The 22,988-nt window shown below is 44.0% G+C and carries 27 protein-coding genes and 1 tRNA gene; 3 read left to right on the top strand and 25 right to left on the bottom strand.

What is annotated here, in order from left to right; genetic code table 11:
• Positions 1-4: 4 nt before the first annotated feature.
• The 5 genes from ACZ5C4_RS06415 to ACZ5C4_RS06395 form a co-directional block, all read right to left on the bottom strand.
• Positions 5-1,786 (bottom strand): CocE/NonD family hydrolase, encoded by a 1,782-nt coding sequence (locus tag ACZ5C4_RS06415; protein ID WP_464520259.1) that lies wholly within the window; start codon positions 1,784-1,786, stop codon positions 5-7.
• A gap of 63 nt (positions 1,787-1,849) precedes the next feature.
• A complete protein-coding gene (kynU, locus tag ACZ5C4_RS06410; RefSeq protein ID WP_464520258.1) occupies positions 1,850-3,130 on the bottom strand; it encodes a kynureninase in 1,281 nt (426 codons plus the stop codon).
• A gap of 22 nt (positions 3,131-3,152) precedes the next feature.
• A complete protein-coding gene (locus tag ACZ5C4_RS06405; protein WP_464520257.1) occupies positions 3,153-4,529 on the bottom strand; it encodes an APC family permease in 1,377 nt (458 codons plus the stop codon).
• 29 nt (positions 4,530-4,558) lie between these two features.
• Positions 4,559-5,272: a cyclase family protein gene (locus ACZ5C4_RS06400; protein ID WP_464520256.1), complete on the bottom strand. Its 714-nt coding sequence runs from the start codon at positions 5,270-5,272 to the stop codon at positions 4,559-4,561.
• Between the two features lie 38 nt (positions 5,273-5,310).
• The gene (locus ACZ5C4_RS06395; RefSeq protein ID WP_186875174.1) at positions 5,311-6,150 is read right to left on the bottom strand and encodes a MerR family transcriptional regulator; all 840 of its coding nucleotides are present in this window, start codon (positions 6,148-6,150) and stop codon (positions 5,311-5,313) included.
• Positions 6,151-6,509: 359 nt separating this feature from the next.
• Between ACZ5C4_RS06395 and ACZ5C4_RS06390 the strand changes: the two genes are divergently transcribed.
• Together ACZ5C4_RS06390 and ACZ5C4_RS06385 are read left to right on the top strand one after the other, a co-directional pair.
• Positions 6,510-6,965, top strand: coding sequence for a MarR family winged helix-turn-helix transcriptional regulator (locus tag ACZ5C4_RS06390; protein WP_464520255.1), 456 nt, complete (start codon positions 6,510-6,512; stop codon positions 6,963-6,965).
• Positions 6,966-6,967: 2 nt separating this feature from the next.
• Positions 6,968-7,249, top strand: a complete 282-nt coding sequence (locus ACZ5C4_RS06385) for an RNHCP domain-containing protein (RefSeq protein ID WP_464520254.1) — start codon at positions 6,968-6,970, stop codon at positions 7,247-7,249.
• 117 nt (positions 7,250-7,366) lie between these two features.
• Here ACZ5C4_RS06385 and ACZ5C4_RS06380 read toward each other — a convergent pair whose 3' ends face one another.
• Together ACZ5C4_RS06380 and ACZ5C4_RS06375 are read right to left on the bottom strand one after the other, a co-directional pair.
• Positions 7,367-8,488, bottom strand: coding sequence for a DUF362 domain-containing protein (locus ACZ5C4_RS06380; RefSeq protein WP_464520253.1), 1,122 nt, complete (start codon positions 8,486-8,488; stop codon positions 7,367-7,369).
• A gap of 17 nt (positions 8,489-8,505) precedes the next feature.
• A complete protein-coding gene (locus ACZ5C4_RS06375) occupies positions 8,506-8,898 on the bottom strand; it encodes a PaaI family thioesterase (RefSeq protein WP_464520252.1) in 393 nt (130 codons plus the stop codon).
• 80 nt (positions 8,899-8,978) lie between these two features.
• Here ACZ5C4_RS06375 and ACZ5C4_RS06370 point away from each other — a divergent pair.
• Positions 8,979-9,051 (top strand) — tRNA-Thr (locus ACZ5C4_RS06370).
• Between the two features lie 61 nt (positions 9,052-9,112).
• Here the strand turns inward: ACZ5C4_RS06370 and ACZ5C4_RS06365 are convergent.
• The 18 genes from ACZ5C4_RS06365 to kdpC all read right to left on the bottom strand — a co-directional run bounded on the left by ACZ5C4_RS06365 (position 9,113) and on the right by kdpC (position 22,986).
• Positions 9,113-10,033: a mechanosensitive ion channel family protein gene (locus ACZ5C4_RS06365; protein WP_186875178.1), complete on the bottom strand. Its 921-nt coding sequence runs from the start codon at positions 10,031-10,033 to the stop codon at positions 9,113-9,115.
• Complete coding sequence (gene pgeF, locus ACZ5C4_RS06360) at positions 10,030-10,896, bottom strand: peptidoglycan editing factor PgeF (RefSeq protein ID WP_464520251.1); 867 nt, start codon at positions 10,894-10,896, stop codon at positions 10,030-10,032. Before pgeF ends, ACZ5C4_RS06365 begins: the two co-directional genes overlap by 4 nt.
• A gap of 33 nt (positions 10,897-10,929) precedes the next feature.
• Positions 10,930-11,283 carry a YraN family protein gene (locus ACZ5C4_RS06355; protein WP_464520250.1) on the bottom strand — a complete coding sequence of 118 codons (354 nt, stop codon included), beginning with the start codon at positions 11,281-11,283 and terminating at the stop codon, positions 10,930-10,932.
• Positions 11,284-11,343: 60 nt separating this feature from the next.
• A complete protein-coding gene (locus ACZ5C4_RS06350; protein WP_464520249.1) occupies positions 11,344-12,111 on the bottom strand; it encodes a ribonuclease HII in 768 nt (255 codons plus the stop codon).
• Positions 12,104-12,649 (bottom strand): signal peptidase I, encoded by a 546-nt coding sequence (gene lepB, locus ACZ5C4_RS06345; RefSeq protein WP_464520248.1) that lies wholly within the window; start codon positions 12,647-12,649, stop codon positions 12,104-12,106. Before lepB (ACZ5C4_RS06345) ends, ACZ5C4_RS06350 begins: the two co-directional genes overlap by 8 nt.
• Positions 12,650-12,681: 32 nt before the next feature.
• Complete coding sequence (gene ylqF, locus ACZ5C4_RS06340) at positions 12,682-13,533, bottom strand: ribosome biogenesis GTPase YlqF (protein WP_464520247.1); 852 nt, start codon at positions 13,531-13,533, stop codon at positions 12,682-12,684.
• Positions 13,534-13,546: 13 nt separating this feature from the next.
• Complete coding sequence (gene lepB, locus ACZ5C4_RS06335; protein ID WP_464520246.1) at positions 13,547-14,212, bottom strand: signal peptidase I; 666 nt, start codon at positions 14,210-14,212, stop codon at positions 13,547-13,549.
• Positions 14,213-14,308: 96 nt separating this feature from the next.
• Positions 14,309-14,656 carry a 50S ribosomal protein L19 gene (gene rplS / locus ACZ5C4_RS06330; protein WP_186875185.1) on the bottom strand — a complete coding sequence of 116 codons (348 nt, stop codon included), beginning with the start codon at positions 14,654-14,656 and terminating at the stop codon, positions 14,309-14,311.
• Positions 14,657-14,764: 108 nt separating this feature from the next.
• A complete protein-coding gene (gene trmD / locus ACZ5C4_RS06325; RefSeq protein WP_464520245.1) occupies positions 14,765-15,499 on the bottom strand; it encodes a tRNA (guanosine(37)-N1)-methyltransferase TrmD in 735 nt (244 codons plus the stop codon).
• Positions 15,500-15,521: 22 nt separating this feature from the next.
• Complete coding sequence (rimM, locus tag ACZ5C4_RS06320; RefSeq protein ID WP_464520244.1) at positions 15,522-16,025, bottom strand: ribosome maturation factor RimM; 504 nt, start codon at positions 16,023-16,025, stop codon at positions 15,522-15,524.
• A 293-nt stretch (positions 16,026-16,318) separates the two neighbouring features.
• Positions 16,319-16,546: a KH domain-containing protein gene (locus ACZ5C4_RS06315; RefSeq protein ID WP_186875188.1), complete on the bottom strand. Its 228-nt coding sequence runs from the start codon at positions 16,544-16,546 to the stop codon at positions 16,319-16,321.
• 25 nt (positions 16,547-16,571) lie between these two features.
• A complete protein-coding gene (gene rpsP / locus ACZ5C4_RS06310) occupies positions 16,572-16,817 on the bottom strand; it encodes a 30S ribosomal protein S16 (protein ID WP_186875189.1) in 246 nt (81 codons plus the stop codon).
• 78 nt (positions 16,818-16,895) lie between these two features.
• A complete protein-coding gene (gene ffh, locus ACZ5C4_RS06305) occupies positions 16,896-18,263 on the bottom strand; it encodes a signal recognition particle protein (protein ID WP_464520243.1) in 1,368 nt (455 codons plus the stop codon).
• A gap of 1 nt (position 18,264) precedes the next feature.
• Positions 18,265-18,615, bottom strand: coding sequence for a YlxM family DNA-binding protein (gene ylxM, locus ACZ5C4_RS06300; protein WP_186875191.1), 351 nt, complete (start codon positions 18,613-18,615; stop codon positions 18,265-18,267).
• 74 nt (positions 18,616-18,689) lie between these two features.
• Positions 18,690-19,607, bottom strand: coding sequence for a S8 family peptidase (locus tag ACZ5C4_RS06295; RefSeq protein WP_464520242.1), 918 nt, complete (start codon positions 19,605-19,607; stop codon positions 18,690-18,692).
• 57 nt (positions 19,608-19,664) lie between these two features.
• The gene (locus ACZ5C4_RS06290) at positions 19,665-20,399 is read right to left on the bottom strand and encodes a response regulator (RefSeq protein WP_186875193.1); all 735 of its coding nucleotides are present in this window, start codon (positions 20,397-20,399) and stop codon (positions 19,665-19,667) included.
• Positions 20,396-22,354, bottom strand: a complete 1,959-nt coding sequence (locus ACZ5C4_RS06285) for an ATP-binding protein (protein ID WP_464520241.1) — start codon at positions 22,352-22,354, stop codon at positions 20,396-20,398. Before ACZ5C4_RS06285 ends, ACZ5C4_RS06290 begins: the two co-directional genes overlap by 4 nt.
• Before the next feature lie 26 nt (positions 22,355-22,380).
• Positions 22,381-22,986 carry a potassium-transporting ATPase subunit KdpC gene (gene kdpC / locus ACZ5C4_RS06280; protein ID WP_464520240.1) on the bottom strand — a complete coding sequence of 202 codons (606 nt, stop codon included), beginning with the start codon at positions 22,984-22,986 and terminating at the stop codon, positions 22,381-22,383.
• Between the last annotated feature and the right edge of the window lie 2 nt (positions 22,987-22,988).

Raw genomic sequence — 22,988 nt, 5'->3', positions numbered from 1 at the left:
TCCTTTATTCAATCCAGTCTTTTTTGCCGTTTACAACTGGCAGCTCGATCCAGGACGCCGTATCCTGCCCCAGATGAATCTCAAAATTTACTTCCTTTGCCAGTGGGTGAGGCCCTGCCACACGTCCTGATGTATAGAGTCGCGGCAGGCTTGCCATCTCGTTGAAATCAAAATATTGCTGATCCATCGTCTTGAATTCTACTTCCACACAGTGTCCGGCCTTATACATATTATCGATCGGCGCCATTTCGAATATATATTCATATACTTTTCCCGGTATTACCTGTTCTTCCTGTGTATGATCGTGTTTTGGCCTGTGCGGTGTACTTGTATTCTCGTCTATTTTTCTATGTGAGCACTTCAGATACCCACAGGAAAGTAATGTACGGTACCCTGTTTTGCTGTCTTTATCCCATAGCTTTAAAGCCAGATGTGCGTCCTCTATATCAATTGCAGCATATAGGCAGCCCGTCACAGGTCCCGCCATTTCTGTGTCTTCTGTAAACGGTTCGGAAGTATACGTAAGTGCAGGGACTTCCTCCGGCATCTGTGATACCTGGGTAGGCGGTATGTGCCGGATCGTATCCACACCGTCCGCCTCTGCCTTATTTGTATCCAGGCTGTTGTTTTTCTTTAAATAAAATTTCTGGTACTCTGTCTCCTTTGCCGGCCATTGGGTGTCGTAACGGTATTTCTCTTCTCCCATAACCAGCGTCTTAATCGGCGGCTCTTCCATGAGTCCTGTGTCAATGCCTTTCAGCCAGTAATCATACCAGCGAAGCTCTTCTGGAACCGGATTGTCATACGGGGACGTTTTCTTTGTTGCCGGATCGATCATCAGAAGCTTCTTCGGTACATCTGTATCCAGCTTATTGAAAATATCATAAGCAGACACCGTAGAGGCCCCATACTCATAAAAGATACCTACGATATAAACCGGAATCCTCACTTTCCTGTCTCCAAAGCTCCTTCTGTCCCACCACTCGCTCTTGTATGGATGAAGCATAATGTCAATATTCCATGTATAATGGCGCGGTGGAAAACTGTCCAACCCGCGGTAATAATAAGAGTTCGTCGCGATCTCCGGCTGTTTTCTCGCCGCAGCAAGCATTTCCTTTAGCTTTTCCGGAGAATTCTCCATTTCCGCCTCTGAAACGGTATTGGTATGCGGAATATAACTGCACAGAGGATAATTAATATCGCTTAAAATTCCTCCCGGATAACAGTCCATATACATATCGTCTATGACATCTACTGGCATGATTGCCTTCAAATATGGAGGCTCCATTGCTGCGACAAGCGGCTGTATTTTTCCCGCATAACCGCACCCGAGCATACCTACATTTCCATCAGAGAGATAATGTCCTGCCCAGCGGATCACCTCTACGCAGTCTGTCTGATCCTGCCGGCTTAACACCCCTGTCCAGATCCCTTCTGAATTTCCAATCCCTCTCGGGTTTACTACAACCACAATATAACCGCGCTGTGCAAAATAATCAATTCCCGCGATTTCTATCCCTTGTTCGTACATAAACTTTCCCAGCCCAATGGGGTCTCTTCTTCTGCCTGTCTCCTGTGCCGTCTTTCCAAAGGGTGAGAATCCTATAAGTACCGGATGGCGTTCTGTATCGTCCGGTCTGTATACATCACAGTAGAGTCTTACATCATCTTTCATCACAATCGGTCTGTCTTTTTCTATCCTCACTTCATAAACCGGTCTGGAAAGTTTGTCCGCCTGCTCTTTTGCCTTTTTATCCCAATAGCAGACATCTTTCAATTCTTTCATAATTGTGGATTACCTCCTTTAACTTTTCTGGGTTCATTATACAGCCTCCCCTTCGGGGGAAAGTCAATCTTTATTTTTTAGAAGTCCATACAGATTCTCCGCCGTCTGCCACACGTCTGCAAAGCTGGTGAACAACGGAGAAAAAGCAATTCTGACCTGGTTTGACGCGTCTGGTCTTTTTTCACTTTTTATTTTTTTCTCTACGGCTTCCTTTAATTCTTTTGTTATATGAGAACCGCTGTCCAAAAATTCTGTCATCTCCTCCGACGCGATATGCGCGATTGTGACATGCCCGCCTCTGCGTTTCGCTTCTTCTGGAGTGATAATCTGTACTCCCAGCGGCATAAGCTTTTCTTTTACAAGCTCCATAAAAAATCCTGTCATTTCCAGTGATTTTCTACGTATCTTATCTATCCCCGCTTCCTGTATCATCTCGAGGGCCCCCTCCAGAGGAGCTATATTGAGGATCATAGGAGAACCATGCTGCCATCCCCCTGCCCCTGTTTCAGGCTCAAATTCCGGCAGCTTTTTAAACTGAAGCGATTTCTTATATCCATGCCAACCGGGCATAGCCGGATATACACTGAAATTTGATTCATGTATAAACAAAGTCGCCGGACATCCCAGACCTCCGTTTAGATACTTGTAATTGCACCATACTGCAAAATCCACCTTCCAGTCATGCAGTTTATGGGGCACTACTCCCGCCGAATGACTTAGATCAAATCCAATCGGGATACCTCTTTTATGTGCTTCCTCTGTAAGATACTCCATATCCAGAATCTGCCCTGTCGAATGTATGACAGAGCCTAAGAATACCAGAGCAACCTCCGGTGTCATTGCCTCCACAATTTTCTCTTCGTCCAGCAGCAGCTCCTCTCCGCCTCCCAGTATCAGCTCTGCCTCCGGATCCATTCCCTTTAACCGGATCTGTCCGTCTACTGCATATTTATCAGAAGAAAAAATCTGCCTGTCGCACAAGATTTTTGTCCGCTTTCCCTGCGGCCTGTAAAAAGAAGCCAGCGCACAGTGTATATTCGTCGTAGTCGTTCCATTAATGATCAGTTCCTTGTCCACTGCCCCTACCAAGTCCCGTTCCATTGCCGCAATGCGTTCTGGATAGTAAAACCATGGGATTTTTCCGCTAAACCATCCTGCGACAAGCTGCTCTTTCCATTCAGAGGCAACCCTTAAAAGGGTTGCCTCTGAACGTCGGGACATAGGCCCCAGCCCATTTGCTTCATAATATAAATAGGATGGCAGATAGAATTCTTCCTTATACCTTGCAAGAACATCTTTTTTGTCCAGTTCTCTTGCATATTCCAATGTCAGCTTTTCTTCCATACTATTTTTTCATATCCTTTCTTTATTCCCCGTCTTCCTCTGTCTCATAGCTGATTTCCACCTTCACTTTTCCGGATTTATAACGAACCACCATGAAAACAAATGTCAGTACCAGCAGAATAATGTTGCCGATTATAATTTCCGGTGTATTGTCTTCAATCAGCAGCCAATTCTGGAAAATTAACAACGCCCCGCAGAAGTAACAGATTGCCTTCAACGCACCTTTTGGAATCTTAAACGTAGATTTCTCCCATGCCTCCGGCAGAATCTTCGGCAAGCGTGCGGTAGCAACCACAACGAGGAAGGTAGTAACATTCATCAGAATCATGGACATATTCGCGATACGTTCAATATCCAGGCCACTGATAACCGGAATCAAGCCTACAATATAGAATAAAATCAGCAGTAAATGCGGAGTACCATACTTTTTATTGATTACGCCCAGCTTCTTCGGGAACCAGCCGTCTACACTCGCCTGCAGTACCGGCTTCGTCACCCAGCCAAATGTAGCGTTCAGCGTGGTGGACAAAGCAAGAAGCGCACCGCCGGTTACGAAAAATACGTACAGCGGGCCCGGAAGGAATTCTTTCGCCGCTACCGCGAGAGACTGATACATCACTTCTTCTACCGGAAGAACGCCTGCCGCCACAAAACCGATGATTGTGTACAGCGCAGTTACAACCAGTGTTGACAGTACAATTGCAAATGGCAGGTCTTTCGTAGGATTCTTACACTCACCTGAAAAGTTAACCAGATTTCCTCCACCTGTTGTCGCAAAGGAAGTGAAAATCGCCGCCATACAGAAGCCTTTCCATCCGCCTACGAACAATGGCGGCTCTGGGTTTGTAAAATATCCTGGTTCGATATTAAATACGCCCACCGCTGCAAACACACCTAACGCAACTGCCAGAACAATCACCATGACATTCTGTACAATCGCCGCATCCTTTACTCCAAACAGATTGATTACAAAAAATAAAGTCAGCGCAGCCACAGCCAGAGGAACTCGCGGAATTCCCGGGACGAGCGCCAGCAGATAGTCTGCCAGCGATAACGCATACATACCAATAGAAATATTTCCGACTATGTAGATAATGATATAAAAACCGGAAAATTTCTCTCCCAGCAAAAGGCTTGCCATTGTATACTGACCTCCGCGTAAACGTACCGCGCTTCCCGCAAAGATGCTTGGTATTGTTACAGCCAGTGAAAACAACGCCCCGAATAAAAATGCAAAAATAACGGAACGCCCTGTATATCCGATTGCAACTCCGGTCAGGGAAAAGACACCGGATCCGATAATCTGCCCGATCCCCATCGAAATCAGTTCTTTCTTCCCTAACACCCGCCGCAGCTGCTTTGTGGTATATTCTTCACTTGCATTTGTCGTATTACCCATAAATTACCCTCCTTATTACTCACATTCTTCTAGGATTTTTCCACCATCGCAATCGCACGCACCGGTGAGCCGTCTGCCTCTAGAATTTTCAAAGGAAGGAAGGAATAAAAAGCTTCTTCTTTCGGCAGAGCCTCCAGATTACAGAGATATTCCACAATCAGAGTCTCGTTTCCAAGCAACATATGGTGCGCTTCATTTCTCACATTTTCTCTGTCCATATTCTCCAGTATTTCTTCGAATGTAGGATTCTCCACTCTCTGTGCAGTGGAAAATCCAAACGCGGCGTCCGCCGAGCTTCCGTCTGTCCCTACAATCCGAATCCCCAGATCCACAAGTGCTTTGGCCGCTTCCTCTGTCAAATAAGGATGTTTAAAGAAATCCCACGTACCGTAATATTTCTCCCAGCCGGTATTTAAAATTGCGAACGCAACCTTTTTAAGAGGTTCGGCATATGCCATAATATCTTCTTTTGTGATGGCGTATTTTTCTCCTCTGTCGCTGAAATCCAGCACAATTCCCTTTCCTAAAAAATATTCCACCGGAAAATCATTTAATGTTTTTCCTTCTCTGTAATAATGATGTGGAGCATCGATATGAGTAGCTGTATGGGTACCCATCTTCATAAATTTTACGTTTACCCCTTCTTTTTCTGTCGTTGTATAATTTTCTACCACCGGAACCCTGTCGCACGGGCAGACCTGTGTGCTATTGTTAATTTCTCTTGTCAAGTCAATATATTTCACAAAAAACATCTCCCTTCACTTCAATATCGCTCGCTTCATCATTTCACATTCTTTATTTTCTGAATTGGTATCTGGATTTCTGTTACAAATTCTTCTGGATTACTTGTCATAAAGTCATCCATATGAAACTCCTCACGAATATTTCCCGTAATTTCATAGTGATTCTCTTCTATCCATGTCAGAATCGCTTCATAAGAATTGATGACACTTTCATGTTCCCCCGTATGCAGTAAGTAGGCCACCTGGTCAAGAGCATCCACCTCTTTGCACCGGATTCTTTCGTTTCCTTTGAAATCCGTCAATACTCTTTTCTGGATTTCCACCTGAATATCGTCGCCTTTAAATACAGAATCATAGTAAATCGTGTACCTCTCTGTCCCTGTCTTTATTCTGGACTGATTCAAAAACTCTAAAAGCTCACTCCACAAAGAATCCTGCGTAGAATAAGCGCTGATCGTCGCTTCAAGACTTGCCACCTTCATCTTTCCGATTTTCTTTGTTCCTACATTCAGCCCGGAGATTTCTATTTTTCCTTCTCCGTCCAGCTTCTTTTTCAAGAGTGCAATCATCTGTTTTTTCTGGTTCAATTCCTGAATCTGTCTGTCCAGCTCCATCTGTTTTAAATCGAGAACCCCTTTTAATACTGTGTTATCCTTTTCCTCCTCTCTCTGCATCAGATATGCAATCTCTTTCAGGGATAAGCCCATTTCCTTTAATAGAAATATCTCGTTTAGTACTGGAATCTGGGAGGATGTATAATAACGATATCCTGTCATCTGATCCACATACTGAGGTTTCAGCAACCCTAATTCGTCGTAATACCGAAGTGTCTTTCCTGAAATTTTATAGATTCCTGCTAATTGACCAATACGAAACATATGTACCTCCTTTTTTGTATTCCCCAGCTATGTTTTCTCTTAAGTGAAATTCTACAGTTTGCCGTAAGGGCAAGGTCAATATTTTTCTACTCTTTTTTAATTCCTATTTATTTTTCTGATATTTTATGTTTATTGTTTATTTTTTCACAATTTTTCTCATAATAAATTCTTTTAAAGCTTCAATAATCGCTGGATATAACAACGACATTTCTCATTCGATACGTGTATTTTGGGGAAATTTATGAAAATGGGTTTTCAGAAAAATTCTTGGATAGTCTTATACTCCTAAAAATGAGGTTGACATATGTACGAAATCGGATATAATATATGTACGAAATCGGACAAGGAGATGAATATATATGCACTATTTAAGCGCGGCAGAATATACGCATTTATCCGGAGAAATTAATTCTCTCTACCATGAAATAGCGGTTAGAATGGGACTTTCAGATAGTGTTTTGAATATTTTATATGTCATTTGTGAAAAAGGAGATAAATGTCTTCAAAGTGAAATAAGCAAACTGACTGGTATCAGCCGTCAGACAATCAATTCCGCGATCCAAAATTTGAAAAAAAACGGAATCGTGTGCCTGGAACAAGGACATGGACGAAATACCATTGTTTGTTTAACCGAAAAGGGACAAAAAATTTCAGAAGAAAAGATTCGTCCCATATTTGAAATTGAAAATAGAATCTGGAATGAATGGACAGATGAAGAACAGAAGCAATATCTAGCGCTTACACAGAAATATCGTGATGCGCTGCAAAAACATATGCGTCTTTTTTTCACCCCAACTCTGTCCTTAAAGGAGTAGTTATGAATCGAGAAAACAAAAGAAAACAATTTGAAAAAGGATATTATAAAACGCATAGCTGTAAAGATAGCTTTACCTGTAAGGTATGCGGCAGACTTGTAGTATCTGCAGGAGCCGGAAGCGGTCATAGGAATCACTGCCCGAACTGCCTGAGCAGCTTACATTTAGATATTGAACCCGGCGATAGAGAAGCTGATTGCGGAGGAATTATGGAGCCGGTAGGCGTATGGGTACGAAAGACAGGAGAATGGGCAATTCATTATCACAGCCGTCATTTCCTTTAGAACGCATTGAGGAAATGACTGCACTTATGGGTGGTGATGGGTGTTTATATATGAAGTAAAAAATAAGGGAGACACATTGTTTGTGCAATCTCCCTTACTTTTTTAATCTCCTCTTCCTTATATCTGTATTAACTCATATTCTCTGCTGCCTAAGCCGATTTTCTGCGCATGTGCAAGACAGGTCTGCCATTCACTCTCCGGAGTCGTGTTCGTGAAATGGTCGTGATGGTCGCACAGACTATGATCGTGCAGATGTTCATCTAAAAGACTTCCAGGCATAGGGCTCTGTGCATTACAAGCATCCGCACACGCCTGGTCAAGCGCCACAGGATCAAAGCTTGCGAACATTCCTATATCCGGCAGAATCGGCACGTCATTTTCCGGATGGCAGTCACAGTATGGAGAAATATCCATTACCAGATTGATATGAAAGCTGTCCCGTCCATTTACAACTGCTTTGGAGTATTCCGCCATCTTCATGTTCAGCTCTTTGACGGCGGAGGCATTCTCATTGTAAATCGCGTCAAAGTTACATACCCCCAGACATCTTCCGCACCCTACACATAGATTGTGATCGATCACTGCTTTCTTTTGGGGGAAAGAAATTGCGCCGTGCGCACAATTTTTCGAACAGACTTGGCACCCTACACAGCTTTCTGTATGTACAGAGGGTTTTCCACTGTTATGCTGTTCCATCTTTCCTGCCCGACTTCCACAGCCCATGCCGATATTTTTCAGGCAGCCGCCAAACCCAGTCAGTTCATGTCCTTTGAAGTGACTAAGACTGATAAACACATCCGCATCCATAATCGCCTTTCCTATCTTCGCTTCCTTTACCAGCTCTGCCCCTTCTACCGGAACATACACCTCATCTGTTCCCTTCAGCCCATCTCCGATAACAATATGGCATCCTGTAGACAATATATTAAATCCATTTTCATACGCAGCACTTAAATGCTCCAGCGCATCCTTTCTTCTTCCTACGTACAGCGTATTGCAGTCTGTAAGAAACGGGCGTCCTCCCAGTTCTTTTATTACATCTGCTACCGCCTTTGCATAATTGGGGCGCAAAAAGGACAGATTGCCCGGCTCTCCAAAATGGATTTTAATAGCCGCCATCTTTTTTTCAAAATCAATCTTCCCGATTCCCGCTTTTTTTATTAATTTTTGAAGCTTCTGCGGAAGACTTGTCCCCGGAAGGGCACGCAAATCTGTAAAATATACTTTTGATTTTTCCATGTGGTTTCCTCTTTTCCTTATATCTTTCTATAGCCTGTAGTATTGACCACAGCTGCCAGATTATCAAACTCATCCTTTACTTCTATCCGGTAATAGCTTGTGGTTTTTCCATTCTTGACACAGAATGCCTCTGCTGTAAGGCGCTTTCCCTTCGCCGTTCCCAGATAAGCGATATCCGAATGTAAGGAGACTGTTCCGATTTCCTGCCAGTTTGCCGCCACCGCAAATGCAAAATCTGCCAATGTAAAATAGACTCCTCCCATTACCGCCCCCATTGCATTCCTATGGCGTTCTTGTACTTCCAAAGTACATTTTGCATAGTGGTCGTCCACCTCCGCTATTACAGCTCCGTTTTCCGTAGCAAAACGGTCCTTTTCAAATAATTCTATGATTTCTTCTGATGGTTTCACAGCTTTTCCCCTCCTTTCTTAAAAAAACTGTTGAAATTCATTAAAAAAAGCGATATAATAACAAAGTCGCATGGCGATAAGCTGGAATAGCTCAGTTGGTAGAGCACTTCACTCGTAATGAAGGGGTCGTCGGTTCAAGTCCGATTTCCAGCTTTTTTTTATTGTATAGAAACCTTCGTTCCCTATACAATAAAACCCTCCGGTATACGAAACTTTATTCTCTGCACATATGCACAGACATCTGCGGATAGGGTATTTTGACCCCTTCTTTATCAAACGTCAGTTTTATTTCTTCTAACAGACGCCACCGCACTGCCCAGTACTCTTCTGTTTTTACCCACGCACGCACACCGAGAACAACGCTGCTTTCTCCAAGAGAATCTACAAAGACTCTTTTATCCTCGTCTTGAATAATCGCCGGATCCGTCAATAGCATTTCTTCCAGAATCCTTTTTGCCTTCTTTAAATCTGCCTCATACGCAATGCCTATCTTTAAATCTAACTGTCTTTCCGGACGTGCTGTCACATTCGTCAGGCTCTGATTAGACAGTGTCCCATTTGGAATGATAACCGTCTTATTATCCACTGTCGTCATCTTCGTATAAAAAATCTGGATTTCTTTTACTGTGCCTTCTATCTCTTCCTTGTTCACAATAATATAGTCTCCCACGACAAACGGCTTTAACAGCAGTATTAAAACGCCTCCCGCAAAATTTGAAAGACTTCCCTGCAGCGCCAGGCCGACCGCGACGCCGGCAGATGCAATAATTGCGGCTACAGACGAGGATTCTACCCCAAATTTCGTCGCAATAGAGAAGATTAAAAGTGCGTACAGACCAAACTTCAAAAGGGAATCTACAAACTGCATCACTCCCGTATCTGCATTCGCCCTCTGCATAGAATGTTTTACAAATTTTCGGATTCCGCGGATAACTGCCCTTCCGATAAAAAAGAATACAAGCGCCAACAGCACCTTGATCCCAAAAGCTACTAAACCAGGTATATTCTCCTGAAAAAATTTTACAAACTGATTGACCTCCTGCGTCGCCTCCACCGCGACGTCTCCTGCTGACTCCAGCACATCCTGGGCGGACTGTTCTGTGACCGGAGCAGCAGTAAACAGAGATTGTATCATTCCAGCTCCTCCTCTCTTTTCAATGCCAGGAATGCGCACAGATTTCCTCTGCGCTCTCCCATTTCTCTGTGAGAATATAAAATCCTGCTGTTACAGCGCGTACATACATTTGTCACTGCCATATGTTCCTCTGTAATTCCTGCCTCTTTCAAAATGAGCTCATTTGCCTTCCAGAGGTTCAGTTGATATTTCCCATTTTCTTTTCTGTAAAATATCTCTTTCCATGTACTCTCCGGAAAATTTTCCTGAAACTGCTCTGCCACATCTTGGCTCACCTCATAGCAGTCCTGACAGATCGAAGGCCCGACTGCTGCCAGAATATCCTTCGGATCACTTCCGTATTCCTTCTGCATTTTCTCGACTGTTTTCTGTCCGATTTTCCCTACAGTCCCTCTCCAGCCGGAATGACTTAAGCCAACTGCCTTTTTTACCGGATCTACAAAATATAACGGAACGCAATCCGCATAAAACGTTACCAGACAGACACCTGGAACATTTGTCACGAGACCATCTACATCTATATAATCTCTCGGTCTTAAAATTCCCATTCCACGTTCCTTTTCTGTAACCACATGTACATTCACTGTATGTGTCTGTTGGGAAAATACCATATCTTCACATTTTACGCCGATTGCCCGCCCTATTCTCAAGAAATTTTCTTTTACCTTACATGCATCATCTCCCCTGGTAAAGCTTAAATTCAACGATGCAAAGCAGCCTTCGCTTACGCCTCCCAGCCGCGTAGAAAAACCATGCCGAACAATCCCCGTACTGCGAAACAACGGATATTCCAAATAAGGAGTATCCGTTTCTATCTCATCAAAAATATGCTGTTTATTTTTATACTGTAATCCCAATCCCATAGTCACTGCTCCTTTTTTAGCTTCCTGTCTCCTTTAATATCCCTCAAACGCATTCCGGATATGCTGCAGCTTATCTCCCTGAATTCCAATCACATCAAACCGACAGGGCACTTCCGTAAGCCCTGCTTTCATCATATAATGCATTGCACTTAAAAACAGCCTCCTCTGCTTTCGACTGTCCACTGCTTCTAACGGAGTTCCCTTCCTTGTATCCGTCCGGTATTTCACCTCGCAAAATACAAGGGTTTCCTCCTCACGAGCAACAATGTCGATTTCTCCGAGGGCACACCGATAATTATACTCTAAAATTTTCAGTCCTTCCTGTTCTAAATACCACCCTGCCCTCTTCTCATATTCTCTTCCTTTTCTTACATTGTCCTTTGCCATGAATTTCCCATGCACCTGTACCCAGAAAACACCACATTTTCTCTTTTGTACCTGTTCGATTCACGAATCTTTTACAAAGTGTCCGATAAAAGAGCGACGATGAATAGGGCAAGGCCCTGTCTTTTTTAACGCCTCGATATGCTCCTTCGATCCATATCCTTTATTCTGCGCAAATCCATAACCTGGATATGTCTGGTCATATTCCTCCATCATATGATCTCTTGTCACCTTTGCCACAATACTCGCTGCAGCAATCGAAACACTTTTTGCATCCCCTTTTACAATCGCAACTTGCGGAATGTTCACCCTAGGAATCGTCACCGCATCATTGAGCAAAAGCTGCGGTGTCACTTTCAGGCTTTGGATTGCCTTACGCATCGCCTCATAGGTCGCCTGCAGAATGTTGATTTCATCAATTCTGTCTGGAGAAACGACTCCAATTCCTACGGCGTCTGCTTTTTCCGCAATTTCTGTATACAATTCTTCCCGCTTTTTTGCGGATAACTTTTTTGAATCATTGATCCAGAGGATCTCGCAGTCTTTTGGAAGGATCACAGCTCCGGCAACTACCGGCCCCGCAAGAGGGCCCCTTCCCACCTCATCAATCCCGCAAATATACGCAAACCTTTCATATTCTCTTTCAAATATTCGCATCTGCTCTAAGCGTTCTCTCTCAGCGGCAAGCTTCTCCTGCTCTTTTTGATACCTTGCAATCAATTTTCTTACACCGCTTCTTGTATCATCTCTATACAGTTCATACAGAGAAGGGAGCATTTCTTCCTCTGCCTGTTCAAATTCCGCCTTGATTTCTCCTATGCTTTTACTCATGCTTGATCACCCCAAATTTATCAAACGGCCAGATACGGATCCATGCTCTTCCTAATAAATCCTTTCTGTGCACTGCTCCAACGCTTGGATCGCGACTGTCCTGACTGTGATTTCTGTTATCTCCGAGGACAAAATATTCGTCTTCTCCTAAAGTAACCGGCTCCTCCACAATCCCTGGATTGAGCATTTCTTCATTTCCATAGTGCTCATCTAACACTTCCCCGTTGATATAAACCTTTCCGCCTCCTACCTGCACCGTCTCACCTGGAAGCCCAATAATTCTTTTTATATAATAGGTATCCTCCTCATACTGGTACGGAAATACTACAATATCATATCTCTTCGGATCGCGGAACCGGTAGGATATCTTGTCTACAATCAACTGATCTCCGTCGGAAAGTGTCGTCTCCATAGAGGAACCACTCACCCGCGTTCTCACGCCTACAAACGTGATAATCAGGTATGTAAGTCCGACAATCACCAGAATATATACAACCCATCCTAATAATTCTCTGATAATACTCTTCTCGTGCTCCATTTCCTACCTTCTTTCTGCTGTCTATCTCTATCTTAGTGATTATTGGAAGGGAATTCAAGTGTTATTTTTCCGAGACGCCCGTTTCGGAAATCATCCAATATCAGCCCTGCCGCCTTTTCTGTGTCTAATTCGTTCCCCTGCAGGAGACAATGTCTTTGCTTCGCCACTGCCTTGAGACATGTATACGCGTCTTCTGTCTCCAATATCTCATATTTCTCTGCAAGTATCCCCGCATAATATTGCTTCAAAAATGTAAGAAGCTTACATGCCAGCTCTTCTATCTGCAAAATCTCATCCTTCATAGAACCGATAAAGGCAAGGTTGAGCCCCACGTTCTGGTCTTCAAATTTCGGCCAGAGAATCCCCGGCGTGTCCAGCAGCTCTACATTTTTATTTAAGCGTATCCACTGCTTTCCTTTCGTAACTCCCGGCTTATTTCCTGTCTTCGCACATGCCTTTCCTGCCAAAGAATTAATAAAAGTAGATTTTCCAACATTTGGAATCCCCACGACCATTGCCCGCACCGGACGGTTCAGGATCCCCCTCTTTCTGTCTCTTTCTATCTTTTCTTTACATGCCTTTTGAATAACACCTTGAATAGACTTTATCCCCGTCCCCTTTTTCGAGTTGACCTTTACAACTACATATCCCTTTTCTTTGAAATATTCTGTCCACGCCTCATTGTACTTTTCCTGTGCCAAATCTGCTTTATTTAATACAATCAGGCGCGCTTTATTCCTTCCCAGCTCGTCGATATCAGGGTTCCTGCTGCTTGCCGGAATCCTGGCATCCACCAGCTCAATTACAAGGTCGATTAGTTTTATATTTTCCTGCATCATCCTTTTTGCCTTGGTCATATGTCCAGGGTACCATTGAAAATGCATGTTATTTCCTCCTCTAATCCTTTACAAATCCAAAGTTCGAGCCAAAACTTGCTACAAACCAGACTTTTCCATATATCTCTTCTCTTTTTACATTCCCTATATCCGCCATACGGCTGTCATCACTTCCTGCCTGGTTGTCTCCCATCACAAAATACTCTCCTTTTCCAAGCTGTACCGGCTCTTCGGCCACACCGGCATACTCTATATCTGCAGCATACAGCTCCCCATCCAGCTTCTCGCCATTGATATAGACAGCCCCGTCTTTAATCTGGACACTCTCTCCCGGAAGCCCCACAATCCGCTTAATTGAGTAATGTACATTTTCGTTCCCGCCGGGCCGAAATGCAATGACATCTCCTCTTCCCGGCTTTACCGCATCATATACAAGCCGATTTACAAGAACCACATCACCGTTGTTTAAAGAAGGCTTCATAGAATCTCCTGCATTACTGACTCTCTGTCCAAAAAACCAGACGAGCATTACGGCAAATACACAGACCAGCAGAATTTCTAATCCCCAGGCAAGCATGTGCCCACGCTCATATCGACCGGACGGCTTTCGCTGACCGGACGGCTGTACAGACTTTATGCTGTTCTCAAAACGCAGACCTTTTTTCTTTTCAGAATTTAATGTTCTGCGTCTTCTTTTCCTTTTTTTGCGAAACTTTAAATCCTGCATTCTTCTCCCTCTTATAGAATGTCTACCATCTGATATAACAAAAGGGACAATCTACACATTTGTAATTGTCCCTCTCATAGTTACTTATTTTGAATCTTATCTTACTAATTCTTTTACTTTCGCAGCTTTTCCGACACGTTTTCTTAAGTAGTTCAGTTTTGCTCTTCTTACTTTACCTCTGCGGACAACTTCTACTTTTTCCACGTGTGGGGAGTGAATTGGCCATGTTTTCTCAACACCGATTCCATTGGAGTTCTTTCTTACTGTGAAAGTAGCTCTCACTCCGCCGCCCTGCTTTTTCAGGACAGTTCCTTCAAATACCTGGATTCTTTCACGATTTCCTTCTTTAATCTTAGCATATACCTTTACAGTATCGCCTACATTAAATACAGGAGCATTCTCTTTCATCTGCTCTGCTTCAATTTTTCTGATAATTTCATTCATTTTGTGTGACCTCCTTCATATTAGACGTTCTTAACACATGTATGCGTGTCAGAGGACCATCGGTTTCTTTTCACAACTATCGTAGTTTACCACATTTTCGTCCAGGTTTCAAGTGCTGTTTTGATTTTTCTTGATAAACTCCTTTTCTGTCTCTGTAAGGATACTTTTTTCCAATAAATCCGGACGATTCTTCCATGTCCTTAAAATGGATTGTTCCCTTCTCCATTTTTCTATGTTCGCATGATGACCAGACAGAAGCACGGAGGGGACTTTTTTTCCATGCCATTCTTCCGGCCTGGAATACTGCGGATATTCCAGCAGATTGTCTTGAAAGGATTCAAACTCTGTTGAAACGTCATTGTGCAAAACTCCCGGCACCATACGAGAAATCGCATCCACCATCACCATTGCCGGAAGCTCGCCTCCGGTAAGCACATAATCCCCGATAGATACATAGTCTGTCACAATCTCTTCGAGCACACGTTCATCGATTCCTTCATAATGTCCGCACAGAAGAACCAGATCCTCTTCCCTGGCAAATTCTTCCGCCATCTTTTGAGAGAATGTCTGCCCCTGCGGTGAGAGATAGACAACTCTGGGCTTTTTCTTTAATTTCTCTGCCACAGACTGGAAGGCCAAATATACCGGCTCCGCCTGCATAAGCATTCCCGCCCCTCCGCCGTAGGGATAGTCATCCACACTCTGGTGTTTGTTGAACGCAAAGTCCCGAATATTCACTGCCTCAATACTGAGCAATTGATTTTTCACCGCCCTGCCGATAATGCTCGTATGCAGCCCGCCCAGCACCATGTCCGGAAACAACGTCAATATATGAAAATGCATATACCTTCCTTTCACTCCTCTCCTAGATCAATCCCTTCAAAAGATGGATTTTCATTCTTCCTGCCTCTATGTCCACGTCCAAAATGCACTGCCGTATCGCAGGAATAAGCACTTCGCCATGTTTTGGAGAGTCTATAACATATACCTCATTGGCCCCTGTCTCTATCACATCCTTTAAGACACCGAACCTTTCTTCCTCTGTAAATACTTCCATTCCAATCAAATCTGCAATGTAGTATTCGTCCTCGTCAAGCTCCACTGCGTCTTCCCGCGGTATCAAAAGCGCTTTCCCTTTATATTTTTCTATATCATTTATATCGTCAATACCTTCAAATTTTACAATCACAAACTTTTTAAAAAATCTGACACCTTGTATTTTTAAAGGTATTTGTTCTTTTCCGCTTTCTAGTATGACCTTTTTTAATGCTTTAAAACGTTCCGGATCATCCGTCGTAGGGTACACCTTGACCTCTCCTCGGATTCCATGTGTCGATGTAATTACGCCGACTTGCAGCAACTGTTCCATTATCACGCTCTCCTTTATGCCGGAAAACCGGCTTTTTCCTACAAGAACAAAGTGGGCAAGCCCACTTCAACTCCCCTGCCCCTCACTCTTGAGAGGCTTGTCCACTTTGAGCGCCGCCGCAATACCGCAAAGCGGTAAAATTTCCTTATTGCGGCGTGCGCATCCCGCCCGGAGGGCTTTTCATATAATAGGAAATTTATCAAAATTTCCTATTATATGAAAAAGGAGCAGCTTCCATATCTTACCTATGAAGGCTGCCCTTTTCCCACAGGCTGAAAATGCCTGCATCCTGTCTACATAATGTCAACGACAACTCTTTTGTCTTCCTTTGCCGCCGCTGCTTTTACCACAGAACGGATTGCCTTTGCAATACGTCCCTGCTTTCCGATGACTTTACCCATATCGCCATCCGATACACGCAGTTCCAACACAGTAGTTCTCCCGTCCTGTCTCTCTGTTACGGAAACACCCTCCGGATTATCTACCAATGCCTTTGCAATCACTTCTACTAATTCCTTCATTTACGCGCACCTCCGCGAAAACAGCCTATTTTTCAATTCCTGCTGCTTTGAAAATCTTGCCTACAACTTCTGTTGGCTGTGCTCCATTATTCAACCATCTTTTTGCTGCTTCTTCATCCACTTTAAATAAGCTCGGATCCTGGTTTGGATCATAGATACCGATTTCCTCGATAAATCTTCCGTCTCTCGGGGACCTTGAATCAGCAACTACGATTCTATAAAAAGGAGCCTTCTTCTGTCCCATTCTTCTTAATCTGATTTTTACTGCCATTTTCTTTCACCTCTGTTTTTCTTTCTTTATTTTCATTTTTCTTTTCCCCTTCTGACAGTCAGAAAAGGAATTTATGTGTTAAAAAGGAAGTTTAAACCTGCCTTTTTTACCACCTCTGCCACCCATCATGCCAGGAAGCTTTTTCATCATCTTTCTGGTCTCGTTAAATTGCTTTACCATACGGTTTACTTCTGCAATATCCACCCCGGCCCCTTTTGCAATCCGGTGCTTTCTGGAGGGATTTAAAATATCCGGATTTCTTCTCTCTTCCACTGTCATGGAATAAATCATCGCTTCCATCCGCGCCATCTTCTTCTCATTCTCCTGTGTGTCAAGCTCTGGCAGCTTACCTTTTCCTAAACCGCCCAAGCCTCCCAGTCCTGGCATCATCCCAAGTATGCTGGAAAGTCCTCCCATTTTTTTCATCTGGTTCATACTTTCCAGATAGTCCTCAAAATCAAACTGGGCCTTTTTCATCTTTTCAGCCATCTGCCTCGCTTTGTCTTCATCTAACTCAGCTCCGGCTTTTTCGATCAAGGTCAGGACATCTCCCATTCCCAGTATACGAGAAGCCATCCGGTCAGGGTAAAACTGCTCCAAATCTGAAAGCTTCTCCCCCATACCGACATAGAGAATCGGGCATCCGGTTACTGCTTTGATGGAAAGCGCCGCACCGCCTCTTGTATCACCGTCTAATTTCGTTACAATGACACCGTCGATTCCGATTTTCTCGTTAAAGCTTCCGGCCACATTCACTGCATCCTGTCCGGTCATAGCATCCACTACCAAAATTGTCTGATGCACTTCCACTGCCTCTTTGATTTCCTGAAGCTCCGACATCATCTCCTCATCTATATGAAGGCGCCCCGCCGTATCTAGAATAACCAGATTATTATGGTTCTTCTTTGCATGCTCTAAAGCTGCCTTTGCAATATCCGCAGGACGGTTTTTCTCGCCCATCGAAAAGACTTCGACCCCCTGCTTCTCTCCGTTTATCTGTAATTGTTTGATTGCCGCGGGACGGTATACGTCACACGCAACCAACAGCGGATTTTTTCCTTTTAATTTATATTTTCCGGCAAGCTTCGCCGTTGTGGTAGTCTTACCAGCTCCCTGAAGCCCTGCCATCATAAGGACAGTGATTGCACTTCCCGGTTGAAGGCGAATCTCCGTTGTCTCAGAGCCCATCAATTTAACAAGCTCTTCATTTACAATCTTAATAACCATCTGTCCGGGATTCAGTCCGTTCATAACATCCTGCCCGACGGCACGCTCCTGTACCTCTTTTACAAAATTCTTTACAACCTTAAAATTAACATCCGCCTCTAAAAGAGCCATTCTGACTTCTTTTAAGGCAGCCTTGACATCTTCTTCGGTCAGGCGGCCTTTACTTCTCAAGCTTTTAAATACATTTTGAAGTTTCTCTGTTAAGCTGTCAAATGCCATTCTACAACTCCTCTATAATCTTATCCGCTATCCTGCGGATATCCGCTATCATTTTCTTTGTGTCGGTTTTTTTATTTCCATATGTCTCCAAAATCCGATCAATCTCATGCACCTTTTCCTTGATAGAGACGAATTTTTCAACAAGCTGCAGCTTCTCCTCATATCCTTCTAAAATCCGCTGACAGCGTCTCACCATATCATGGACTCCCTGCCTGCTTATACCGGCACTTAACGCAATCTCGCTTAAGGATAAATCTTCCAAGACAAACTGCTCATAGATTTCCTTTTGATGTTCCGTCAAAAGCTCTCCATAAAAATCATACAGCAGAGCCTGTTTAAAAATCTCATCCATTTTTATCACCTCTGCTATATTACACGAAAAGGAAAGCATTGTCAAGTATTTTCTCTTGACGCCTCTTAAACTTCCTACGATAATAATTTTCCCACATGCAGCATTCCCCATCCCATCTCTTTATCCTGTTCTACACAGGAGGAACGCAGCTTTAATTTCACCTCTACATTCGTCATATCCGGTTCCTTTGACAAAAGACAGGCTATCGCACCAGATACGACCGGCGTTGCCATAGAAGTCCCGCTTTTCATTGTGTAAAATCCCTCCCGCCTATTTTTAAACCGGCTGTTGCAGCTTATAATCCCCGTCCCGGGCGCCAATACGTCTGGTTTTACCACACAGGTATCTGTAGGCCCTCTTCCTGAATAGTTTTTCAGCTTCCCTTTACTTTGTACAGGCAAAGCTTTCGCAAAAGCTTCTACATTGTCCGGAACTCCTACTGTAATTACCTTTGGGCTGTTGCCGGGAACCGCAACTGTCCCTGCACCCGGCCCATAATTTCCCGCCGACACAACTACGACCATTCCCTCATTCCACAGATCCTCTACTGCCTCTAAAAGCAGGGTTTTCTGGCGTTCTTCCAAATCCGGCTGCGTCCCTACTGAAATGTTGACAATCCGTATCGGGTGCTTCCTTCTCATCTGAAAGATCCATTCAATTCCATTGAGCACTGTATGAACCGCCCCATTTCCTTCCTTGTCCAGGACTTTTCCAATCAAAAGTCCTGCATGCGGGGCCATCCCTGCATAATTGCCTCCGGACTGCTTTCCGCTTCCCGCCAGAATTCCGGATACATGTGTGCCATGTCCGCTGTCGTCATGGATCTCTTGTTTATTTCCCGTAAAATTTTTAAATTCCAAAATTCTGCTGTCAAAATCAGGGTGCAGCGCGATTCCGGTATCCAGTACCGCCGCGCATACACCCTGTCCTGTAAATTTACCGGACACAGTATCCTCACACCAGTATCCGATCGATTCTTTTACCCATCTCATACAAACACCCTTTTTTACCAGAATATTCGAAAAATGGATTTTTGTTATTTTTCTTTTTTACTCCTGTCCGGAAGGAGTGCTGTCCTCTACTTTAATCATACGGTATCCCACCCCGATATGCGTCTGTATATATTTAGGGTGTGCCGTATCCTTCTCAATTTTTTTCCTAAGAGACGCCATATATACCCTAAGAGAGGACATATCGCTCTCCAGAGCATTGACCCATACCTTATCCAGTATAAACTGATAGGTCAGAACCTTTCCTACATTCTGCGCCAGGAGGCATAATAAGCTATATTCTAACGGCATCAAATGGATCTCATGCCCGTCAACCGCTACCGTCCCTGCTCCATAATCAATGGTAAGCTCCCCATTATGAAATACACTTACATTGGAGGTTTCCGTTTTCATTAAATACTGTAGCCTTCTCAATGTAGAGCGCACTCTTGCCAGCAGTTCTTCCACACTGAAGGGTTTTGTCAGGTAATCGTCCGCCCCTGCGTCCAAAGCATCTACTTTATCCTGATCATCGCTGCGCGCACTGATGACAATAATCGGCGCCACCGACCATGTACGGATCTTTTGTATTACGTCAATACCGTCCATATCCGGCAGTCCCAAATCCATCAAAATAATATCAGGATTTCCGGACGCCGCTGCCATAACAGCCTGATTTCCATTTACCGCCGTCTCGTATTTGTATTTTTGTGATTCCAAGGTTGTCGTAATCAGGTTCCGCACAGGCATATCGTCTTCTACCACTAAAACAAAGGGCTTTCCATTATTTGTCATAGTCTTACATCCTCCACTTCTAACTCAAATCTGAAAACCGCGCCGCAAGGCACATTATCATATATCTTTATCTCACTGCCGTGGGCGTTGACAATCGAACGGCAAAGCGACAGCCCCAGTCCCATTCCGCGCCGACCGTCCGCCACTGTGTTTCCCAGCGTATAGAACATCTGAAAAAGCTTTTCTTTCTGTTCGGGCGGAATCCCCGGGCCATTGTCCGCAACAGAAATGACCGCTTTATTCTGGTACTGCTTTGCCTTCACTGTTATTTTGGAATCTGCCGGCGTATACTTCACTGCATTGTCTACCAGGTTGATAATTACCTGCATCATCAATTTTACATCCATCTTTGCCATCAAAAGCCCGTCACATTCCACACAGATCTCCTGGTTCTTTCCTCTGCGGTTCACATGTCTTACTGCTTCTTCTATTACGTCTTCTACAATTTCACCCTGGATATTCAATTCCATTGTCCCATTTTCTATCCTTGTTACAAACAGAAGGTTTTCCACCAGATTAATCAGCCACATAGAATCATCATAGACGTCCCTGTATACCTTCTTCCGCTGTTCCTCTGACATCGTCTCCTCATTCATAAGAAGGTTTTCTGCATTACCCGAAATACTTGTAAGCGGTGTTCTTAAGTCATGGGAAATCGATCGCAGCAGATTTGCGCGCAGCTGTTCCTTCTGAAGCCGCAGGTCTGTTTCCTTTTGCTGTGCCAGAAGATTTTCTTTTTCCAGCGCAAACGCACACTCATTGAGAATTGCCTCCATAATCCCCGCCTCAAAGGAAGGAATCTCCTCTCCCTCCATATCAATTCCCACCACTGCGAACACACTCTCTGCGCTTCTAACGGCGAGGAACATGCAGCGGGAACCCGGAAGCGTCTCTGTGGAAAAGCCCGCACGACGGTTATTGCGGTATGTCCACTGTGCCACGCCAATCTCCGACTCCTCCAGCATAGAGGGAGCGTTGTCATTCTTCTTATATACCTCTGGAATATGACTGATCTCTGGCTTACCAAAATAGAAGTAAATATTTTTCTCCAGAAGCCTTCCAAGCTGCTGTACAGTTTGCATGGCAATCTCCCTTAAGTCTGTCGCCTCCTGCAGTTTCCGGCTCGTTTCCAGTAAAAGCTCTGTCCGGTAAGATTTCCGCGCACTCTGTCTTGCATAGTTTTTCACTTTTTTTGTCAGAGCCGAACAGGTAAATGCCGTCACAAACATAACAAAAAATGTAACGATATAGGCAGGATCACTGACATTAAACGTATAGACTGGCATAGTAAAAAAGAAGTTAAATATCAGCACACTTAAAATACTGGTGAGGATTCCCCATATCTGCCTGCTCGTCAAAATCGCCACCAAAAGAACCCCCAGTATATAGACCATGATAATGTTCGTATCGCTTAAGCCAAGTCCCACAAACAAAGAAGCCACTGCAGTTGACAGCCCGAGTCCCAGTATACAGATCGCCATGTCCTTCCAGAGCTCTTTATATTCGATTGCTTTTGTCTTCTGGTACTTATAACGGTAGGTTTTTCCGTAGGCATCTGGAACCAGAAATATCTCCAGCCCGGGCGCCAGTCTGGAGAGCTTTTCAGATAAACTGTCCCGAATAAAAAGTGGATGGCGTTTTGTATAGGTTCTTCCCAGAACAATTTTCGACACTCCTGAAACTCTGGCATAAGCGGCAATCTCCTCTGCAATGTCGCTTCCGTAAGAGGTTACAACCCGCGCGCCCAGCTGCTGGGCAAGTCGAATATTTTTATTGAGTTTTTTTCTGTTTTCCTCTGTAATACCTGCATTTTTCTGGGTTTCTACATACAGCGCCGTAAATTTTCCATGAAAGGCACGCGCAAGCTTTGCTCCCTGGCGGATAACCTTTTCATTGGATTCCGATGAAGATAGACAAATCAGCAGATGCTCTTCTGTTTCCTTCTTTTCTCCCATGTTCTGCTCCTCTTTTTTGTTTCATCTTACTTTAAAATCCCATCCAATGCAAGGTTGACCTCCAGTACATTGACCGTCTTTTCTCCAAAAATCCCCAGAAACCTTCCTGTTGTATACTTATCTATCACACCTTGTATCTCTTCCTCTGTCCTGTTCCTTTTTTCTGCCAGCCGCGGAATCTGGTAATAAGCGGCGTCCACACTGATATGCGGATCCTGTCCGCTGCCGGATACCGTCACCAGATCCACTGGAACCTTTTCCTCTTCCATCTGTGGATTCGCCTCTTTTATTTTCCGTACCCTCTCTTTTACAAGCTTAGCATATGTTTCTCCTGCCGGACTCAAGTTAGAGGGCACTCCGTAAGCAGTTGGATCTCCGTCTTCGTTTTTCAGCATTTCTGTATTCACATTCATAATTCTTCCCCAGAGGTATTCTTCCCCTGAAAACTGCTGCCCTAATAACTCACTGCCGTATTTTACCCCTTCTATCTCAATAATACTGCCGTCCGCCTTCTCCTTAAAAAACAGCTGGGATATTCCGGTAATTAGAAGCGGATACATCACTCCGCAGAGCAGAGTAAATATAAGAACAGCCGCAAATGCTTTCGGCAGTGCTGATTTCCATAGTTTCATAT

This window comes from Mediterraneibacter flintii, from assembly GCF_055387595.1.
This window is presented reverse-complemented; position numbering and strand designations above follow the sequence as displayed.

Excerpts from the sequence above, each read along its gene's own strand:
- ACZ5C4_RS06415 (WP_464520259.1), bottom strand. The coding sequence starts at position 1,786 with ATGAAAGAATTGAAAGATGTCTGCTATTGGGATAAAAAGGCAAAAGAG.
- kynU (WP_464520258.1), bottom strand. The coding sequence starts at position 3,130 with ATGGAAGAAAAGCTGACATTGGAATATGCAAGAGAACTGGACAAAAAA.
- ACZ5C4_RS06405 (WP_464520257.1), bottom strand. The coding sequence starts at position 4,529 with ATGGGTAATACGACAAATGCAAGTGAAGAATATACCACAAAGCAGCTG.
- ACZ5C4_RS06395 (WP_186875174.1), bottom strand. The coding sequence starts at position 6,150 with ATGTTTCGTATTGGTCAATTAGCAGGAATCTATAAAATTTCAGGAAAG.
- ACZ5C4_RS06390 (WP_464520255.1), top strand. The coding sequence starts at position 6,510 with ATGCACTATTTAAGCGCGGCAGAATATACGCATTTATCCGGAGAAATT.
- ACZ5C4_RS06385 (WP_464520254.1), top strand. The coding sequence starts at position 6,968 with ATGAATCGAGAAAACAAAAGAAAACAATTTGAAAAAGGATATTATAAA.
- ACZ5C4_RS06380 (WP_464520253.1), bottom strand. The coding sequence starts at position 8,488 with ATGGAAAAATCAAAAGTATATTTTACAGATTTGCGTGCCCTTCCGGGG.
- ACZ5C4_RS06365 (WP_186875178.1), bottom strand. The coding sequence starts at position 10,033 with ATGATACAATCTCTGTTTACTGCTGCTCCGGTCACAGAACAGTCCGCC.
- pgeF (WP_464520251.1), bottom strand. The coding sequence starts at position 10,896 with ATGGGATTGGGATTACAGTATAAAAATAAACAGCATATTTTTGATGAG.
- ACZ5C4_RS06355 (WP_464520250.1), bottom strand. The coding sequence starts at position 11,283 with ATGGCAAAGGACAATGTAAGAAAAGGAAGAGAATATGAGAAGAGGGCA.
- ACZ5C4_RS06350 (WP_464520249.1), bottom strand. The coding sequence starts at position 12,111 with ATGAGTAAAAGCATAGGAGAAATCAAGGCGGAATTTGAACAGGCAGAG.
- lepB (WP_464520248.1), bottom strand. The coding sequence starts at position 12,649 with ATGGAGCACGAGAAGAGTATTATCAGAGAATTATTAGGATGGGTTGTA.
- ylqF (WP_464520247.1), bottom strand. The coding sequence starts at position 13,533 with ATGCATTTTCAATGGTACCCTGGACATATGACCAAGGCAAAAAGGATG.
- lepB (WP_464520246.1), bottom strand. The coding sequence starts at position 14,212 with ATGCAGGATTTAAAGTTTCGCAAAAAAAGGAAAAGAAGACGCAGAACA.
- rplS (WP_186875185.1), bottom strand. The coding sequence starts at position 14,656 with ATGAATGAAATTATCAGAAAAATTGAAGCAGAGCAGATGAAAGAGAAT.
- trmD (WP_464520245.1), bottom strand. The coding sequence starts at position 15,499 with ATGCATTTTCATATATTGACGTTGTTTCCGGACATGGTGCTGGGCGGG.
- rimM (WP_464520244.1), bottom strand. The coding sequence starts at position 16,025 with ATGGAACAGTTGCTGCAAGTCGGCGTAATTACATCGACACATGGAATC.
- ACZ5C4_RS06315 (WP_186875188.1), bottom strand. The coding sequence starts at position 16,546 with ATGAAGGAATTAGTAGAAGTGATTGCAAAGGCATTGGTAGATAATCCG.
- rpsP (WP_186875189.1), bottom strand. The coding sequence starts at position 16,817 with ATGGCAGTAAAAATCAGATTAAGAAGAATGGGACAGAAGAAGGCTCCT.
- ffh (WP_464520243.1), bottom strand. The coding sequence starts at position 18,263 with ATGGCATTTGACAGCTTAACAGAGAAACTTCAAAATGTATTTAAAAGC.
- ylxM (WP_186875191.1), bottom strand. The coding sequence starts at position 18,615 with ATGGATGAGATTTTTAAACAGGCTCTGCTGTATGATTTTTATGGAGAG.
- ACZ5C4_RS06295 (WP_464520242.1), bottom strand. The coding sequence starts at position 19,607 with ATGAGATGGGTAAAAGAATCGATCGGATACTGGTGTGAGGATACTGTG.
- ACZ5C4_RS06290 (WP_186875193.1), bottom strand. The coding sequence starts at position 20,399 with ATGACAAATAATGGAAAGCCCTTTGTTTTAGTGGTAGAAGACGATATG.
- ACZ5C4_RS06285 (WP_464520241.1), bottom strand. The coding sequence starts at position 22,354 with ATGGGAGAAAAGAAGGAAACAGAAGAGCATCTGCTGATTTGTCTATCT.
- kdpC (WP_464520240.1), bottom strand. The coding sequence starts at position 22,986 with ATGAAACTATGGAAATCAGCACTGCCGAAAGCATTTGCGGCTGTTCTT.